We start from the raw sequence: 18,397 nt of genomic DNA, 5'->3' as shown, positions 1-18,397 counted from the left end.
GTCGCACCGGCGCTACCGGCCCGCGCGGACCGGCGTCACGTCGCCGGATTCGGCGACCAGTTCGGCGATGTCGGCGGCCAGTTCGGCGTAGGCCGCGCCCCGTCCGGAGGACGTCCGGTACACCAGGCCTATCCGGCGGCCCGGGCGCGGCTTGGTGAACTCGGCGGTGGCCAGTTCGCCGGACGCGGTCTCCACCGCCACAGAGGTGCGCGGGATGAGCGTCACGCCCAGCCCGCCCTCCACGCACTGGACCGCAGTGGTCAGGGACGCGGCCCGTGTCTGGCGGAGGTCCGGGTCGACCCCGGCGGCCTGGCAGACGTCGAGAGCCTGATCGCGCAGGCAGTGCCCCTCGTCGAGCAGCAGCAGCGGGAGGTCGGCGAGCATCGACGGCGCCAGCCGCTTGCGGCCCGCCAGCGGATGACCGTCGGGAATCGCCAGGACGAAGTCCTCGTCGTACATCTCGATCTCCCCGATGCCGGCGGCGTTCGCGGGTAGTGCGAGCACGGCGGCGTCGAGCGTGCCGTCGCGCAACTGCTGCAGCAGCCGCGCGGTCTGGTCCTCCACCACTCGCAGCTCGAGCTCCGGTCGACGCAGCGGAAGCCCGCGCAGCAACCGCGGCAGGATGTAGGGCGCGATGGTCGGAATCAGGCCGAGCCGGATCGACCCGCGCAGCGGATCATCCTCCCCCGCCGCCTCGGCGAGGAAGTTGTCGATGGCATCGCAGGCGGCCATCGCCGAGGGCAACAATCGCCGCCCCTCAGCGGTCAGCATCACCCGGCGCGTTGTGCGTTCCACCAGCTGAATCCCGAGACCCGCCTCGAGACCTGCCAGCGCTTGCGAGAGCGAAGGCTGGCTCACGCCGAGATCTGCTGCGGCAGAACCGAAATGCAGCTTCTTCGCTACTGCGACGAACGCCCGAAGCCCACCGATCGCCGGTTGATAACTCTGATCACCCATGGCTATCAATATAGTGCGTGTCATCACGTTTCGTTTTTAGACCCACTGAGGCAGAATGGGAACTACCGCCGGGTAGACACCCGACAACCCGGCTCAGTGATTCACCCAAGACGAAGGAGTCATGACATGGCACTGCTCACCATCGGAGACCAGTTCCCGGCCTACAACCTGACCGCTGTGATCGGCGGCGACCTGAGCAAGGTCGACGCGCAGCAGCCGGACGACTACTTCACCACCGTCTCCAGCGACGACTACAAGGGCCAGTGGCGCGTCATCTTCTTCTGGCCGAAGGACTTCACCTTCGTCTGCCCGACGGAGATCGCCGCCTTCGGCAAGCTGAACGATGAGTTCGCCGATCGTGACGCCCAGGTGCTCGGCGCCTCGGTCGACAACGAGTTCGTCCACTTCCAGTGGCGCGCACAGCACGAGGACCTCAAGACCCTCCCCTTCCCGATGCTCAGCGACCTCAAGCGTGAGCTCGCCGAGGCCACCGGCGTCCTGAACGCCGACGGCGTCGCCGATCGCGCCACCTTCATCGTCGACCCGAACAACGAGATCCAGTTCGTGTCGGTCACCGCGGGCTCGGTCGGCCGCAACGTCGACGAAGTACTTCGCGTCCTCGACGCTCTGCAGAGCGACGAGCTGTGCGCCTGCAACTGGAAGAAGGGCGATCCGACGATCGACGCCGGCGAGCTCATGAGCGCCTCGGCCTGATCCCCGCCGGACGGACGCAGTCGGCCGGCCTTCTCCGGCCGACTGGGTCCGACGAAAGCCCCTGCACATCCTCACGAACCGATTGGAAGAGATCTCACACGATGAGCATCGACAATCTCAAGGAAGCCCTTCCGGACTACGCGAAGGACCTCAAGCTGAACCTCGGCTCCCTCTCGCGCACCACCGTGCTCGACGAGGAGAAGCTGTGGGGCACGCTGCTGGCCACCGCCGCCGCGACCCGCAACGCAACCGTGCTGCGCGAGATCGCCGACGAGGCCGCCGACAACCTGTCGGCGGAGGCCTACAACGCCGCACTGGGCGCCGCCTCGATCATGGGCATGAACAACGTCTTCTACCGCGGCCGAGGCTTCCTCGACGGCAAGTACGACGACCTGCGTCCCGGACTGCGGATGAACATCATCGGCAACCCCGGCGTCGACAAGGCGAACTTCGAGCTGTGGTCGCTCGCCGTCTCCGCCATCAACGGCTGTGAGCACTGCGTCGGCGCGCACGAGAACGTCGTGCGTGAGGCCGGGCTCGACCGAGAGCAGGTCTTCGAGGCGCTCAAGGCCGCGTCGATCGTGCAGGGCGTCGGTCAGGCGATCACCATCGCCGAAACTCTCGCCTGACCCGAACAGGCCCCCGTAGCTGCAGTCCTGAGGTCCGTGCCCACAGGCACGTCTCACGCAGTAGGCGCTGTGCCCCATCCGGTGACCCCGGTTGGGGCACAGCGCTTTTCAGCATCGACGGCCCCAATCACGACAGGTGGGCGCCCGACCGAAACCGGCCTTCGCGTCGTGATCGCGACCGACACCGCCCCTTCCGTGCCAGGATCGCGTTCCGGTGCGGCTCGTCCCCGTCCGCCGGGGTCTAATCGAAGACAGGATCACGTCAAACACGCGACACGTCGTCGATGGAGGAAAACATGTGCACGGGAATCAGGATCACCGCCGAGAACGGTGACGTCTTCTGGGGTCGGACGATGGACTTGAACATCCCGATGTTCGGAACGCCGGCCGGCCTGCCGGCCGCGCTGGACAACGTCGTCGTCATCTCGACCGTGCCCGCCGGGGCCGAGATGCCGAGTCCGCTGGCCGCGTGGAAGAGCAAGTACGCCACGATGGGCGTCGGTATCAAAGGCACCAACATCCTGCTCGACGGCATCAACGAGAAGGGCCTGGCCGGCGACACCCAGGTGCTGATGGAGTGCACCCGCGGCGCTGCGTCCGACATCGCCGCGCGTAAACAGACCGGCGTGCTGGGCGAGGAGTTCGTGAGCTTCATCCTGTCCCAGTTCGGCAGCGTGGCCGAGATCCGCGAACGGTACGCCGACTTCGCACTCCTCGACCAGCCCTACGACGCTTTCGGCCAGCACATCTCGATGCCGCTCCACTACTGCTTCGTCGACACCACCGGGGACGGCATCGTCCTGGAACCGGTCGAGGACGGCGCGTTCAAGCTGTACGACTACGCGGGCGCGTACACCAACAGCCCCGAGTACGACTGGCATCTGATCAACGTGCGCAACTACATCACACTGAACAACGTCGATCCCGCGGCCGCGCGGAAGCTGCCTACCGGTTTAGAGCTGCAGCCGATCGAGGGCGGCACCGGCTACGGGATGTTCGGTCTGCCCGGCGACTACACGGCGCCTTCGCGTATGGTCCGCGCCCTCAACCTGGCCGCATACCTCAAGCCTTTCGATCGCGAGCAGGGCATCGCCCAGCTGTACGCCGCCTTCCGCACGGTGATCATCCCGCCGGGACTCGAGCACAAGGGCGACGTCAGCTCGTGGAGCGACTACTCCCGCTACTGGGCCGGGTACGACCTGTCCGAACGGACCGTGTACGTCCAGACCGGCGAAGGACTGGCCATCACCGCGAAGAAGCTCGACACGACCGTCACCGAGACCACCTACGACGCCATCGATCTGTCGAACAACGTCCACGCACTGAACTGAGCGCCCGGACGAAGCAGCGGTACCCGGCACCGTCAACTCGGCCTGGCACCCTCAACTGAGGGTGCCAGGCCGAATCCGGATTGCCGGGCACCGTGATTCGACGTGGTCCGGGATTCCGGGGTGGTTCGGGATTTCGAGGCCGTCTAGCCCAGTGCGTCGGCGAACCGCTCGGCCAGCGTGTCGACCTCGTCGGTCGTCATCACGAACGACGGCGAGACCTGCAGCGCACCCAGGCCCGCGGCGCGCCCGGCGACGCCGAGCGTGCGCAGGCGCAGCACCGCCGCGGGCGCATCGGACGGGTCGGCGAGCTGCACGGCGGTGACCGCGCCCAGGCCCGTCCGTACCTCGGCCACCGCGTCGAGATCAGCCAGCGGAGCGAACGCCCTCTGCAGGTCCCCTTCGAGCCGGGTGGCCTCGTCGAGCAGGCCCTCCCGCTCGATGATGTCGAAGTTCGCCATCGCCGCCGCTGCGGCGCCCGCGTGGCCGCCGTAGGTGTAGCCGTGCCGCCACCACGTGCCGCCTGCGAAGAACGGCTCGGCCACGTGCGGCGCCGCGATCATCGCGCCCATCGGGACATAGCCGCTGGTCAGCCCCTTCGCAGAGGTGATGATGTCCGGGTCGAGTTCGAAACGGGTCGAGGCGAACCAATGCCGGTGCCCGATGCGGCCGTAGCCGGTCACCACCTCGTCGGCGATGAAGAGCACGTCGTGGTCCCGGCAGATGTCGCGTACCTCGCGCAGGTACCCCTCCGGTGGCAGATAGATCCCGCCGGCGCCGATGATCGGCTCAGCGATGAAGGCCGCGATGTTCTCGGCGCCCACGCGCTCGATCAGGCCCAGGAGCGCCTTGGCGTCGTCCCAGTCGATCCGTTCGGTGTCGGGCACGAAGTCCGGGCCGTAGCCCTCGCGATTGAGCGGGATGCCCGCCAGCGCGGTGCCGCCGACATGCATGCCGTGGTAGGCCTTGGTCCGGGAGACGATGATGCGCTTGCCCGGCAGCCCCTGCTCGGTCCAGTACCGCCGGGCGAGCTTGACCGCGGTGTCGACGGCATCGCTGCCGCCCGAGGTGAACATGACCTTGGCGCCGGCCGCAGGCGCCATCGCCGCCACGCGCTCGGCGAGCGCCTCGAGGGTGTCGTTGGAGTAGTCGCCGAAGTTGGAGAAGTGCGCGATCGAGGAGAGCTGTCCTGCCACCGCCTCGGCGATCTCCCGGCGGCCGTGGCCGACGTTGGTGAACCAGAGGCCCGCGGTCGCATCCAGATACTCGTGGCCGACGTCGTCGTAGATCCGGACGCCCTCGCCCCTGGTGATGACGAACGGTCCGTTGTCGGTCACCGCGCCCATGTCGGCGAACCCGTGCCAGAGAGATCCCATGGCTCCCAATATGACATGTCGGCGGCACCCTGGTGTGGCCGGGATCATGTTCGGTACGCCGATAGGATGACAGGATCATGCCCGCACTCCTCCTCACCTTCCCTCCGGAGCTTCCGGTCAGCGCCTGCCGGGACCAGATCGCGCAGGCTGTCGAGCAGCACCAGGTGGTGGTGGTCGCCGGCGAGACGGGCTCGGGCAAGACGACCCAGTTGCCGAAGATCTGCCTCGCTCTCGGCCGCGAATCGATCGCCCATACGCAGCCGCGCCGGATAGCCGCCACCTCCGTCGCGCGCCGCATCGCAGACGAGACGCAGACCGAACTCGGCGGGCTCGTCGGCTACAGCGTCCGGTTCTCGGACAAGACCGGCGACAGCACCGCGATCAAGGTGATGACCGACGGCATCCTGCTGCGCGAGATCACGTCCGACCCGAAGCTCCGCCGCTACGACACGATCATCATCGACGAGGCGCACGAACGCAGCCTCAACATCGACTTCCTGCTCGGCTATCTCAAGCGGCTGCTGCCCGACCGACCCGACCTGAAGGTGATCATCACCTCGGCGACGATCGAACCGGATCGCTTCGCCCGGCATTTCGCCGGCCCGGACGAGGATGTGCCGATTCTGGAGGTTTCCGGGCGCACCTACCCGGTCGAGATCCGCTATCGGCCGCTGGAGTCCGACGACCCCGACCGCGCCGATCTCGATCAGATCGCGGCGATCGATGCGGCGGTCACCGAGCTCTGGCACCACGACCGCGGCGACATCCTGGTCTTCCTCCCCACCGAGCGCGACATCCGAGACACCGCCGACGCGCTCAAGCGGCGCAGCGAGGCCGAGATCGTCCCGCTGTTCGCCCGACTGTCGGCCGCCGAACAGCAGAAGATCTTCACACCGTCGAACGGCCGGCGGATCGTGTTGTCGACCAACGTCGCCGAGACCTCGCTGACGGTGCCCGGCATCCGGTATGTGGTCGACACCGGCACCGCACGCATCTCGCGCTACTCCACGCGCACCAAGGTCACCCGGCTGCCGATCGAGAAGGTCTCACAGGCCAGCGCCCGCCAACGTGCCGGTCGCTGCGGTCGCGTCGCGCCGGGTATCTGCATCCGGCTGTACTCCGAGGACGATTTCGACGCCCGCCCTGAGTACACCGACCCGGAGATCCTGCGGACCAATCTCGCCGCAGTGATCCTCTCGATGCTGTCCCTCCGTCTCGGCGACGTCGCCGAGTTCCCGTTCGTCCAGCCGCCCGAGCGCCGGGCGATCTCCGACGGCATGTCGCTGCTCGCCGAACTCGGGGCGGTGACCGACCTCGACTCGGCCGACGCGCGCCTCACCGGCGTCGGCCGCGATCTGGCGAAGCTGCCCATCGATCCGCGGCTGGCGCGCATGCTCGTCGCCGGACACACCGACGGCTGTCTCGATCACGTGCTTGTGATCGCCGCTGCCTTGTCCCTCCCCGATGTCCGCGAGTTCCCCTCCGACCGGCGCGAGGCCGCCGACGCGGCGCACCGCGAGTACGCGGTTCCGGGTTCGGAGTTCCTCAGCCGGCTGAAACTCTGGGAGCACCTGCAAGAGCAGCGAGAGGCCCTCTCCGGCAACCAGTTCCGGCGTCAGTGCGAGCGCGGATTCCTCCATTACGTGCGTATCCGGGAATGGTTCGACCTCCACCGGCAGTTGCGTCGCACGGTACGCGACCTCGGGTGGGAGGTCCCCGAGACCGAGCCGGACTCCGCTGCGATCCACCGCAGCCTGCTCACCGGCCTCCTCACCAACATCGGCGCCAAGCAGGGCGAGACCCGCGAGTACCTCGGCACCCGGGGCACCAAGTTCTCGATCTTTCCCGGATCGCAGCTCGCCGCCAAGCCGCCTGCCTTCGTGATGGCGGCCGAACTGATCGAGACGTCGCGACTTTTCGCGCACAACGTCGCAGCCGTCGACCCCGAGTGGGTCGAGCAGATCGCCCCGCACCTGGTCACGCGCACGTACAGCGAGCCCGCGTGGTCGTCGCGCCGCGGAGCGGTGATGGCGAACGAGAAGGTCAGTCTGTACGGGGTGCCGTTGGTCGCCGCACGCCGTGTCAACTACGGCAAGGTCGATCCCGTCGAGTCGCGGGCCATCTTCATCCAGTCCGCACTGGTCGAAGGACGCTGGCGCACCCGGCACGACTTCTGGAAGCACAATCGTGCGCTGCTGGCCGAGGCCGAGGAACTGGAGCACCGGACCCGGCGGACCCTGCGGCTCAGCGACGACGACGTGTACGAGTTCTACGACGCCCGGATCCCGCAGAACGTGGTGTCGACCCGCCACTTCGACTCCTGGTGGAAGAAGGAGGGTCGCAGGAATCCGACGCTTCTGCACCTCGACGCGGCGCAGAGCCCCGACACCCGGACACCGGCCGCAGCCGACTTCCCGCCGGCCTGGCAGCAAGGCCAGACCCGCCTCGAGCTCCGCTATCACTTCTCTCCCGGAGCCCCGGACGACGGGGTCACGGTGGTCGTCCCCCGCCCACTGCTCGACCACGTGCATGCGGGCGGCTTCGACTGGCTCGTACCGGGACTGCGGAGCGAGCTGGCCACCGCCCTGGTCAAGTCGCTTCCCAAAGGACTGCGCAAGTCGATGTCGCCCGCGCAGCAGTACGCCGATCTGGCACTCTCACGGATCTCGCCGCGTTCGGAACCGCTGCTGCCCGCGCTGGCCCGGGAACTCGGCGTCATCACCGGAATCAGCCTGTCGCCCCGAGACTTCCGCACAGATTCGCTGCCGCCGCACCTGCGCGTGCATTTCGCGGTCAGCGACCCCGACGGTCACATCGTCGCGCGCAGCGACAGCCTGGAAGAGCTGCGCCGCCTCGGCTCGGACGAGCGTCGTCCGCCGAGCCAGGCGCCGGTGCACACCCGCTGGACCGGGGACGGCATCGGCACTCTCGCGGATCAGCACGACGCGGTCGTCGCAGGACAGCCCGTGGTCACCTACCCCACGCTTCAGCGCGCCGGAGCCGGGGTCCGGGTCGTCGAGGTCACCTCGCCCTCGGCACGCGATGCCGGCATCCGCTCGGGTGTGCAGGCCCTGCTGGAGACCGCCATCCCGCCACTGACCAAGAAGGTCGCGAGCGGACTGCCGCCCGCCGACCGCCTGGCGCTGAGCCAGAGCCCGTACGCCGATCCGCAGAGACTCTTCGCCGATTGCACCCGGCGGGCGATCGCCGACGCGCTCGCGGGCGAGAAGGACCTCGCCGCACTTCGGCGCCCGACCGAGTTCTCCGCCCTGGCCGAGCGACTCTCCCCGCAGATCCGCGCCGCGGCTCCGGAGTATTTTCAGCACGCCGTGTCGGCGCTCGCCGAGACGGCGGGTCTCCGCCACGAGATCGACCGGCACAGCGGGTCCGCCGCCGCCGACGATGTCGCCGATCAACTGGCCCACCTGGTGTTCGACGGCTTCGTCGCCGACACGCCACTCGTCCATCTACGGCGATTGGCCCGCTATCTCGCTGCTGCACGCGCGCGGTTGGCGGCCCTACCGGGATCGGCGGCCCGCGACAATGCGGGACTCGACACCGTCGATCGCGTCATCGCCCATTGGAATCAGCGGCTCGCCCAGCTGCCGGAGGTCCGTCACGATGCCCTCAACGAGATGGCGCACTGGATGATCGAGGAACTACGAGTCAGCTTGTTCGCTCAGCAGCTCGGCACCGCTGGACCGATCTCCGAGAAACGCGTGGTGAAGGCGCTCGACGCGTTCACCTGACGCTCTCCACGATTCAGGCGACGGGGTCACGGTCCTTGCGCAGCTCGTCGATCTCGCGCTGGAAGTCTTCGGCCGACTCGAACGACCGGTACACCGATGCGAAACGCAGATACGCGACCTCGTCGAGTTCACGCAACGGCCCCAGGATGGCCAGGCCCACCTCGTTGCTCGGGACCTCCGCCGAACCCGAGGAGCGCACGGTGTCCTCGACGGCCTCAGCGAGCTTGGCGAGCTTGTCTTCGTCGACATGCCGACCCTGGCACGCCCGGCGCACGCCCTTCATCACCTTCTCACGAGAGAAGGGTTCGGTGACCCCGTTGCGTTTGACCACGGCGAGTACCGCCGACTCGACGGTCGTGAAACGGCGCCCGCATTCGCTGCAGGACCGTCGCCTGCGGATCGCCATACCGTCGTCCGACGCGCGCGAATCAACCACTCGGGTGTCGTCGTTCTTGCAGAACGGGCATCGCATGCACTCAGGGTACCTGCCCGTCCACCGCAGTACTCGGCCGCTCACCGTCTCACCCTTAGCGGTAGGCAGGCACCAGCAGAGCCTGCCCGGGGCGCAGCCCGGCGGTCTGAAGATCGTTCAGCTCGCGCACGGTGGCGATCACCGCTGCGGTCGGCTCCTCGGGGGCGATGCGCGCAGCAAGTGCCGCCAGCGACTCGCCGCTGCGCACGTGCACCACCTCGGTCGCAGCGGGTGCACCGGTCGCCGCGTCCGAGTAGTCCTCGCCGACCACGCCGAGCACTGCCACGACGACCGCACAGCCGACCCCCAGAAGCAAGCCGGCGGCCCAGCGCCGGCGACGCGCGATCGCCGGGGCGACCGCGCTGTGCTCGACGAGGCCGCGGTGACGCGCGCGGCGCGACCGCTCCGAGCGGCGGCTGTTCGAACGACCGCTCTTCGGACTCCCGGTGGTCGAACGGCCGGTGTTCGAACGGCTGCCGGAAACGTCGTGGGCACCGCCCGGGTGTCCTGTACCGCTCGTCCGAATCGGAGTGTTCGCGCTCAGCCGCACGGCGCGCCGGTGCGTCTGGGGACTGCGACCGGTGGTCAGGCAGCCCGCGGATTCAGTGCCCCAGGACTCGGTGGAACGGCTCAGCACCACCGGAACATCGCAGGTCATCGGGCTCGCGTCGCAGTGCGCTGCGCGCTCCTGGCCGGTGCGGTCCGCGCGGGTCTTCAGCGACTCGGTCATCGAAACTCCCATCGTTCGTGTGTTCGAAGAACTCTTGTTCGACAGTTAACACCACGGGTCCGACAAAAGTCGCGACACGTCGAACAAATGTTTGAGTTCTGTGACCTACTCGACTAAATTGTGAACCGACCGTACGAGAATCAAGCACGAGGAAAGGACCGGCGATGACCGACGGACCCAAGAGCCTGTCGAAGGTCGACCCACACCTGTCGACCGCGACCCTGGAGGCCTCGCTGACCCAGCGGCAGCGCGAAGTCCTCGAGTACATCCGTTCGTCCGTGCGGGAACGCGGCTACCCGCCGAGCATTCGGGAGATCGGTGAGGCCGTCGGCCTCACCTCAACCTCGTCCGTGGCGCACCAGCTGCGCACCCTCGAGCGGCGGGGGCTGCTCAAGCGTGACCCGCACCGGCCCCGTGCGGTGAACGTGCGCGACGATCAGCGCACCCCGCCTCCGGGCGCCGATGCCACGGCCGAGCCCGATCGCCCCTCGGCCGCCTATGTCCCCGTGCTCGGCCGGATCGCCGCCGGCGGTCCGATCCTGGCCGAAGAGGCGGTCGAAGACGTCTTCCCGCTGCCCCGGGAACTGGTCGGCGAGGGCTCGCTCTTCCTGCTGCGAGTGGTCGGCGAGTCGATGATCGACGCAGCCATCTGCGACGGCGACTGGGTGGTGGTCCGCCAGCAGAACGTCGCCGAGAACGGCGACATCGTCGCCGCCATGATCGACGGCGAGGCCACGGTCAAGACCTTCAAGCGGGTCGACGGTCACGTCTGGCTGATGCCGCACAACGAACACTTCGAGCCCATCCCCGGCGACGACGCCGCGGTCCTCGGCAAGGTCGTGAGCGTACTGCGCCGCGTCTGAGCGAGTTCGGAACCGTCAACCGAGGACGGCGCGAGCGGCGTCGCGCGCCCCCGCGGCGCTGTCGGCGGCGACCGCCGCCCTCGCCGCGGCCCGACACTGATCGAGCGTCACCGATCCGAGCTTGAGTCCGACGGCGGGCGCCGCCGCCGGAGCCGAAGAGAGCGATGTGACCCCCAGGCCGACCAGAACGCACGCCAGCAGCGGATCGGCCGCCGCTTCACCGCAGACGCCCACTGGCTTGTCTTGCGCTGTCCCCGCTGCTCCGACGCGCTCGATGAGGGCCAGCACAGCCGGCTGCCAGGGATCGGTGAGCGCGGCCAGCTCCGGCGACATCCTGTCTGCGGCCATCGTGTACTGCGTCAGATCGTTGGTGCCGACCGACACGAAGTCGACCTCGGCCAGGATCTGATCGGCCTGCACCGCCGCCGAGGGGACCTCCACCATGACTCCCGGGACCAGCCCTCGCTCGCGGACCAGTGCTGCGAACTCGCGGGCTTCGGCGACGGTGGCGATCATCGGCGCCATCACCCAGGGTGCAGCCGTCGCAGCCGCTGCGGCCGCGGCGATCGCGTCGAGCTGATGGATGCGGATCTCCGGGTGCGGCGTGGCGATGCGGTTGCCGCGCACCCCCATCGCCGGATTGGCCTCATCCGGATGGTTCACGAACTTAAGCGGCTTGTCCGACCCGGCGTCGAGCGTCCGGATCACCACTTTGTCACCGTCGAACGCGTCGATCACCGCTCGGTAGAGAGCAGTCTGTTCGTCGACGCTCGGCTCGTCCCCGCGATCGAGAAACGCGAGCTCGGTTCGGAACAGGCCCACACCCTCCAAGACCCCCGGTTCGGCGGCGGCCCGGGCGGAGGGTCCGTCGGCGACGTTGGCGAGGATCAGCACGCGGTGACCGTCGGACGTCTGCCCCGGCCCCTTCCACGCCGAGGCGGCCGCGGCCGCCTCTCGCGCCTTCGCCACCGCTGCGGCGACCTCCTCGACGTCCGGGTCGAGACCGACGACGCCACGCTCACCGTCGACGAAAGCCGTGCCCCCGGTCGGAATCCGGTCGAGTTCGGCGATCGCCACGACACACGGGATACCGAGTTGACGCGCGATGATCGCCGTATGACTGGACGGTCCGCCGAGCCGGGTGGCCAGTGCGATCACGCGAGCGGGATCCAGTCCGGCGGTGTCGGCCGGCGCCAAGTCGTCGGCACACAGGATCGACGGCTCGTCGGGGTTCGGGATCCCCGGTTCGGGGAGGCCGAGAATCTCGGCGACGACGCGGTCGCGGATGTCTTTCAGGTCGGTGACTCGCTCGGCCATCAACCCGCCGAGCTTGGTGAACATCTCGGCGATCTTGTCGATGGCGGCGACAGTAGCGGCCGCAGCCGGCGTGCCGTCAGCGATCAGCGTGTTCGCCGTGCCGATCCAGGCGCGGTCCTTCGCGAGCGAGGCGGTGGCCGCGAGCACCTCCGCGGAACTGCCGGTACTCGACGACGCGCGTGCGGTGAACCTATCGGCGACCGTCGTCGCCGCGGCGGCAAACCGCTTGGCCTCCGCCTCCCGGTCGGCCTCGGCCACGACTGCCCCGGCGTCGATGTCGAACTCCGGTGACGGCGCCGGCCGGATCACCGGACCGTAGGCGAGCCCGTTCACGACCGGAGTCCCGTGCACCGCAACGCTCGCTCCGTAGTTTCCGGCCGATTCCATCGCTACCACCTCATTCATGTGACCCAGATTACTCATAGCTCTTGACGTGTCAACACATACAAAGGTAAACACAGACATACCCAAACTCACTCGCACGTGACGGCACGTTGAGGTGGACTCTAGTCAGGACGGTGACATGTACGCGGAAGAACGCCAACAGGCCATTGCCAACGAGGTCCGGGCCCGCGGCCGCGTCGGCGTCGCCGATCTGGCCGTCCGCTTCGAGGTGACGGGCGAGACCGTCCGTCGCGATCTTTCTGTGCTGGCCCGACAGGGAGTCGTGCACCGCGTGCACGGCGGAGCTGTCCGGCCCGACGTGGCCGCCGTCGTGGACGAACCCGATCTGGCCCAGCGCGAACAATCCCGGCTGCAGGAGAAGACCGCGATCGGCGCAGCCGCTCAGGCGTTCGTCCCGCCCAGCGGAGGATCGGTCCTGTTCGACGCGGGAACGACGACCCTGCGCGCCGCCCTCGCACTGCCTGCCGACCGCGAACTCGTCACCGTGACGAACGCCGTGCCGCTGGCCGCATACCTCGCCACCCTCCCGAAGTGCGAAGTCGCCCTGATCGGCGGTCGGATCCGGGGTAAGACCGGGGCGGCAGTCGGCGCCGACACCGTCGCCGCGTTCGGACGCCTGCGTGTCTCGGTGGCCTTCATCGGCACCAACGGCCTGTCCGTCGCACACGGCCTCTCCACCCCGGATCCGGACGAGGCGGCCGCCAAGCAGGCGATGATCGGCGCCGCCAATCGAGTCGTCGTCCTCGCGGACTCCTCCAAGTTCAACCGGGAGGATCTGGTCAGCTTCGGCGGCCTCGACGACGTCGACGTGATCGTCACCGACCGCGGACTCGACGACGCCTTCCAAACCGTACTCTCCGACCTCGACATCGAAGTGGTGATCGCATGATCGTGACCGTGACGGCCAATCCCAGTGTGGATCGGACCATCGAGCTGGCCGGGCGACTCGAGCGCGGTGAAGTGCTGCGCGCGGCGAAGGTGCGCAGCCAGCCCGGCGGCAAGGGCATCAACGTCGCGCGTGCCGTGACCGGTGCCGGTCTCGAGTCCGTCGCCCTGCTGCCGGCCCGGGACACCGACCCGCTGCTGAGCCTGCTCGACGACACCGCCCAGCCGTACCGGACAGTCGCCGTCGACGGAGAGGTCCGGACCAACCTGACCATCGCCGAACCGGACGGCACCACCACCAAACTCAACGAGCCCGGCACGCGGCTCACCGAAGGACAACTGGCGCAATTCACCGACCTGATCGCCGAATCCGCGGCCGGCGCCGACTGGGTGGCCCTGTGCGGCTCACTCCCTCCCGGCGTGCCCGCGCAGTGGTACGGCTCGGTGATCGAGCGTCTGCACCACACCGGACGCCGGGTCGCCGTGGACACCTCGGGCGCCCCACTCCTCGCGGTCGCCGGATTCCGGCCCGACCTGCTCAAGCCCAACGCGTTCGAGCTCGCCGAGCTCACCGGCGGCGACGGGCGCCTGCTCGAGGAGGCCGCCGAGAACGGCGACCTGGAACCCGCGGCCGACGCCGCCCGCGAGCTGGCCGCCCGTACCCGCGGCACCGTCCTCACCACCCTCGGCGCGGCCGGCGCGCTGCTGACCGACGGACCGAACACCTGGTTCGCTCAGACCCCTCCTGTTCGGGTCCGCAGCACGGTCGGTGCCGGAGACTCTGCACTCGCCGGCTACCTGATCGCGCTGCACCGCGGCGCCGCCGGCGGCGCGGCCCTCGCACACGCCGTCGCCTACGGCTCGGCGGCCGCGGCCCTGCCCGGCACCACCCCGCCCCTGCCCGAGCACCTCGACCTCGCCGGCGCCGTGCACCGGCAACTCACCTGATCCCGGAACGAGCGAAGGAAGTCCCATGTCCGAACCGATCATCACGCCCGAGCTGGTCCTGCTCGACGTCGACGCGGGCGACGACGCCGAGGCGGTGATCCGCCGCCTCGCCCAGACACTCGGTGACGGCGACCGCTGCGGCGACCCCGGGGAACTCGCCGACGCCGCGCTGGCCCGGGAGGCCAAGTCCCCCACCGGGCTGCCCGGCGGCATCGCCATCCCCCACGCCCGCGTCGACTCCGTCAGCACCGCTTCACTGGCGTTCGCACGATTGTCCGAGAAGGCCGATTTCGGCGGGCCGGACGGCCCCGCCGACGTCGTCTTCCTGATCGCGGCCCCGGGTGGAGCGGGCACCGAGCACATGAAGCTGCTCAGTGCCCTCGCCCGCGCGCTGGTGCGTCCCGAGTTCGTGGCCGCGCTCCGGGAGGCGCAGGACGCCGATGCGATCGTCGAACTCGTCGCCGAGGCCGTTGCGCCGAAGCCGAAACCGACAGCGGAGCCCCCGGCGACAGACGCTGCCGCAGCGGCGGATCCGGCGAAGTCCGCACCGGCCGAAGCGGCGCCCGCTGACTCGACATCCGACGAGCGCCCGCTGATCCTCGCCATCACGGCCTGTCCCACGGGCATCGCGCACACCTACATGGCCGCCGACGCACTCAAACTGGCTGCCGAGCGGGCGGGTGTGGAGTATCTGGCCGAGACTCAAGGGTCCTCCGGGACGACGCCCTTCTCCGCCGACACGATCGCCCGGGCCGGCGCGGTGATCTTCGCGACCGACGTCGGCGTCAAAGGCCGTGAACGATTCGCCGGCAAGCCGGTCGTCGAATCCGGCGTCAAGCGCGCCATCAACGAACCCGACGCGATGATCGCCGAAGCCGTGACCGCCACCACCAATCCGAACGCCCGCCGCGTTCCGGCCGGCGACGGCGGGCCCTCGGCCGCGGAAGAGGAGGGCGCGACCATCGGTCTCGGAGGCCGCTTGAAGCAGTCTCTGCTCACCGGCGTCAGCTACATGATCCCGTTCGTCGCCGCGGGCGGTCTGCTGATGGCGCTCGGCTTCCTGTTCGGCGGGTACGAGATCAACGAGAACGCCACCGCTTACGCCGTCGACAACTCGCTGTGGGACCTGCCGCCGGGCGGACTCATGACGTACCTCGGCGCGGTGTTCTTCGCCATCGGCAGTCTCGCGATGAGCTTCATGGTCCCGGTGCTCGCCGGGTACATCTCCTTCGCCATCGCCGACCGCCCCGGCATCGCGCCCGGCTTCGTCGCCGGCGCAGTGTCCCTCGCGGTCAGCGCCGGATTCATCGGTGGTCTGATCGGCGGCCTGTTCGCCGGCGTCGTCACGCTCTGGTTCACCAAGCTCAAGCTCCCGCGCTGGGCGGCCGGGCTGATGCCGGTGGTGATCGTCCCGTTGTGTGCGTCGCTGATCGTCGGCGGCATCATGTTCATGTTCCTCGGTCGCCCGCTCGGCGCCCTCAACACCGCGATGTTCGACGGCCTCAACAGCATGAACGACGGCTCCAAGATCGTCCTCGGCATCGTGCTTGGCCTGATGATGTGCTTCGACCTGGGCGGCCCGGTCAACAAGGCGGCGTACGCCTTCGCCGTGGCCAGTCTGGGCGTCGTCGGAGCCGGTGTGGCGCAGTGGCAGATCATGGCCGCGGTGATGGCCGCCGGAATGGTGCCGCCGCTCGCCCTGGCGCTGGCCTCGACGGTCCTGCGCCCGGCCGCCTTCACCGAGCCCGAACGCGAGAACGGCAAGGCGGCCTGGCTTCTCGGCGCATCGTTCATCTCCGAGGGCGCCATCCCGTTCGCCGCGGCGGACCCGTTCCGCGTGATCCCGTCGATGATGCTCGGCGGCGCAGTGACCGGCGCCCTCTGCATGGCGCTCGACGTCCAGCTGCGGGCCCCGCACGGCGGCGTGTTCGTGATGTTCGCCATGAACGGCACCTGGTGGAAGTTCCTGATCGCACTGGCCGTCGGCACCGTCGTCTCCGCGATCACCGTCGTCGCCGCCAAACAGATCAAGAAGGCTCCGGCCGAGGCCGCCCCGGCACCGGCCGCCGCGTAATACATTCGAACCAGACTCCCACCGGTCGTCATCATCACGGCCGCGCCGGATCACCGACCCCAACCGAAAGGGAACTCCATGCCCAGCACCACCGTCACCGTCGGCTCCGCCGTCGGCCTGCACGCTCGCCCGGCGACCATCATCTCCGAGGCCGCTGCGGCCTTGGACGCCGACGTCACCCTCGCTCTCGACGGCGGTGACCCGGTGGACGCCGGAAGCGCGCTGATGATCATGACCCTCGGCGCCGAGAAGGGCGCAGTCGTCGTCGTCGAAAGCGACGACCAGAGCGCCGTCGATCAGATCGCCGCACTCGTCGCACAGGACCTGGACGCCGAATAGACCCTCGGCCGTCGACCGGGCGTCACCGTCCCGGTCGACGGCCGGCATCTGCGGACACGGCTCACAACCCGTGTCGAAGTGACTACTCGGTGATGAGTTCTTCGAACTGACTACTCGGTGATGAGTTCTTCGAACTGACTACTCGGTGATGAGTTCTTCGAACTGACTACTCGGTGATGAGTTCTTCGAACTCGGCAGCGAGCGGCGCGGGCATGCGGACGCGCACTCGGGAACCGGATTCGTCGTGCTCGGTGCTCAGCACGTGCGCGTGCTGATGCAGCCGCGGAATCACGTCGCCCCGTGCGAACGGCACCAGCAGGGTCGCCTCGACATCGCCGGCCTCCACGAACTCCGTGATCCGGCGGAACAACTCGTCGATGCCCTCCCCGGAATGCGCGGAGACGAACACCGCGTCCCGATACTCCGCCCGCAACTGGGTCATCCGCGTCGCATCCACCGCATCGATTTTGTTGATCACCAGCAGCTCCGGCGGCGGAGCAGCGCCCTCCTCGGCGAACACCTCGTTCAGCACCTGACGTACTGCGGAGATCTGCTTACCGGGAAACGCATCGGAACCGTCGACGACGTGGATCAGCAGGTCGGCGTCGACCGCCTCCTCCAGAGTCGACCGGAACGCCTCGACCAGCTGAGTCGGCAGATGCCGGACGAAGCCGACGGTGTCGGTGAAGACCACTTCGTGGCCGTCGGCGAGCGTGGCCCGCCGGGTCGTCGGATCCAGGGTCGCGAACAACGCGTCCTGCACCAGCACACCCGACCCCGTCATCGCGTTCACCAGGCTCGACTTGCCCGCATTCGTGTAGCCGACCACGGTCAGCGCCGGGACGCCGCCCCGTTGCCGCGCGGCGCGCTTCACTGTGCGCGCGGTCTTCATGCCACGGATTTCCTTGCGCAGCTTGGCCATCCGCTCGCGGATACGACGACGATCGGTCTCGATCTTGGTCTCGCCCGGGCCGCGCAGTCCGACGCCGCCGTTACTGCCGGCACGTCCGCCCGCCTGCCGCGACATCGACTCGCCCCAGCCGCGCAGACGCGGCAGCATGTACTCCATCTGCGCCAGCGAGACCTGAGCCTTGCCTTCGCGTGAGGTGGCGTGCTGGGCGAAGATGTCCAGGATCAGCGCTGTGCGGTCGATCACCTTGACCTTGACCACCTTCTCCAGCGCATTCAGCTGGGCGGGTGTCAGTTCACCGTCACAGATCACGGTGTCGGCACCGGTGGCGATGACGATCTCACGGAGTTCCTGTGCCTTGCCCGAGCCCAGGTAGGTCGCCGGGTCGGGTTTGCCGCGGCGCTGGATCACCGCTTCGAGTACCTCCGAACCCGCGGTCTCGGCCAGCGCGGCGAGCTCGCCCATGCTGGCGCGCGCCTCGGCTGCGGTACCGGAGGTCCAGACTCCGACCAGGACCACGCGCTCCAGGCGCAGCTGCCGGTATTCGACCTCGGTGACGTCGGAGAGTTCTGTGGACAGGCCGGCCACCCGCTGCAGAGAAGCGCGGTCGCCGAGCTGGAGTTCACCGGTCGTCGGACTCGGCTCGGAATCAGAGAATGTGTGCAGTTCAGTCATACGACATCCATCATGGCCGATCGGCC

15 protein-coding genes are annotated in these 18,397 nt (G+C 68.7%); 9 read left to right on the top strand and 6 right to left on the bottom strand.

Annotated features, from left to right (window positions below; genetic code table 11):
* Positions 1-12: 12 nt before the first annotated feature.
* Complete coding sequence (locus C6V83_RS09650) at positions 13-957, bottom strand: hydrogen peroxide-inducible genes activator (protein WP_105942228.1); 945 nt, start codon at positions 955-957, stop codon at positions 13-15.
* Between the two features lie 126 nt (positions 958-1,083).
* On the opposite strand from C6V83_RS09650, the gene C6V83_RS09645 reads away from it, so the two are divergent.
* The 3 genes from C6V83_RS09645 to C6V83_RS09635 all read left to right on the top strand — a co-directional run bounded on the left by C6V83_RS09645 (position 1,084) and on the right by C6V83_RS09635 (position 3,631).
* Positions 1,084-1,671 (top strand): peroxiredoxin, encoded by a 588-nt coding sequence (locus C6V83_RS09645; protein ID WP_105942227.1) that lies wholly within the window; start codon positions 1,084-1,086, stop codon positions 1,669-1,671.
* A gap of 101 nt (positions 1,672-1,772) precedes the next feature.
* Positions 1,773-2,300 (top strand): alkyl hydroperoxide reductase, encoded by a 528-nt coding sequence (locus C6V83_RS09640; protein ID WP_105942226.1) that lies wholly within the window; start codon positions 1,773-1,775, stop codon positions 2,298-2,300.
* Positions 2,301-2,596: 296 nt separating this feature from the next.
* Positions 2,597-3,631: a linear amide C-N hydrolase gene (locus C6V83_RS09635; RefSeq protein ID WP_105942225.1), complete on the top strand. Its 1,035-nt coding sequence runs from the start codon at positions 2,597-2,599 to the stop codon at positions 3,629-3,631.
* A gap of 143 nt (positions 3,632-3,774) precedes the next feature.
* Here C6V83_RS09635 and C6V83_RS09630 read toward each other — a convergent pair whose 3' ends face one another.
* Complete coding sequence (locus tag C6V83_RS09630) at positions 3,775-5,004, bottom strand: aminotransferase family protein (protein WP_105942224.1); 1,230 nt, start codon at positions 5,002-5,004, stop codon at positions 3,775-3,777.
* 77 nt (positions 5,005-5,081) lie between these two features.
* Here C6V83_RS09630 and hrpA point away from each other — a divergent pair, with 77 nt between their 5' ends.
* Positions 5,082-8,753, top strand: a complete 3,672-nt coding sequence (gene hrpA / locus C6V83_RS09625) for an ATP-dependent RNA helicase HrpA (protein WP_105942223.1) — start codon at positions 5,082-5,084, stop codon at positions 8,751-8,753.
* Positions 8,754-8,766: 13 nt separating this feature from the next.
* Here hrpA and nrdR read toward each other — a convergent pair whose 3' ends face one another.
* Together nrdR and C6V83_RS18720 are read right to left on the bottom strand one after the other, a co-directional pair.
* Positions 8,767-9,225 carry a transcriptional regulator NrdR gene (nrdR, locus tag C6V83_RS09620; protein ID WP_105942222.1) on the bottom strand — a complete coding sequence of 153 codons (459 nt, stop codon included), beginning with the start codon at positions 9,223-9,225 and terminating at the stop codon, positions 8,767-8,769.
* A gap of 55 nt (positions 9,226-9,280) precedes the next feature.
* Positions 9,281-9,955 carry a LysM peptidoglycan-binding domain-containing protein gene (locus C6V83_RS18720; protein ID WP_234353669.1) on the bottom strand — a complete coding sequence of 225 codons (675 nt, stop codon included), beginning with the start codon at positions 9,953-9,955 and terminating at the stop codon, positions 9,281-9,283.
* 164 nt (positions 9,956-10,119) lie between these two features.
* Between C6V83_RS18720 and lexA the strand changes: the two genes are divergently transcribed.
* Positions 10,120-10,818: a transcriptional repressor LexA gene (gene lexA / locus C6V83_RS09610; protein ID WP_105942221.1), complete on the top strand. Its 699-nt coding sequence runs from the start codon at positions 10,120-10,122 to the stop codon at positions 10,816-10,818.
* 15 nt (positions 10,819-10,833) lie between these two features.
* On the opposite strand, the gene C6V83_RS09605 is transcribed toward lexA, so the two are convergent.
* Positions 10,834-12,540, bottom strand: coding sequence for a putative PEP-binding protein (locus C6V83_RS09605; RefSeq protein ID WP_234353668.1), 1,707 nt, complete (start codon positions 12,538-12,540; stop codon positions 10,834-10,836).
* A gap of 118 nt (positions 12,541-12,658) precedes the next feature.
* Between C6V83_RS09605 and C6V83_RS09600 the strand changes: the two genes are divergently transcribed.
* The 4 genes from C6V83_RS09600 (at position 12,659) to C6V83_RS09585 (ending at position 16,786) form a co-directional block, all read left to right on the top strand.
* A complete protein-coding gene (locus tag C6V83_RS09600; RefSeq protein ID WP_105942219.1) occupies positions 12,659-13,429 on the top strand; it encodes a DeoR/GlpR family DNA-binding transcription regulator in 771 nt (256 codons plus the stop codon).
* Positions 13,426-14,373: a 1-phosphofructokinase family hexose kinase gene (locus C6V83_RS09595; RefSeq protein WP_105942218.1), complete on the top strand. Its 948-nt coding sequence runs from the start codon at positions 13,426-13,428 to the stop codon at positions 14,371-14,373. The genes C6V83_RS09600 and C6V83_RS09595 overlap by 4 nt, the downstream gene beginning before the upstream one ends.
* Positions 14,374-14,398: 25 nt before the next feature.
* Positions 14,399-16,447: a PTS fructose transporter subunit IIABC gene (locus C6V83_RS09590; protein WP_105942217.1), complete on the top strand. Its 2,049-nt coding sequence runs from the start codon at positions 14,399-14,401 to the stop codon at positions 16,445-16,447.
* 78 nt (positions 16,448-16,525) lie between these two features.
* Complete coding sequence (locus C6V83_RS09585) at positions 16,526-16,786, top strand: HPr family phosphocarrier protein (protein WP_105942216.1); 261 nt, start codon at positions 16,526-16,528, stop codon at positions 16,784-16,786.
* Positions 16,787-16,952: 166 nt separating this feature from the next.
* On the opposite strand, the gene hflX is transcribed toward C6V83_RS09585, so the two are convergent.
* A complete protein-coding gene (hflX, locus tag C6V83_RS09580) occupies positions 16,953-18,371 on the bottom strand; it encodes a GTPase HflX (protein WP_105942215.1) in 1,419 nt (472 codons plus the stop codon).
* Between the last annotated feature and the right edge of the window lie 26 nt (positions 18,372-18,397).

The organism is Gordonia iterans (assembly GCF_002993285.1).
Classification (GTDB): domain Bacteria; phylum Actinomycetota; class Actinomycetes; order Mycobacteriales; family Mycobacteriaceae; genus Gordonia; species Gordonia iterans.
This window is presented reverse-complemented; position numbering and strand designations above follow the sequence as displayed.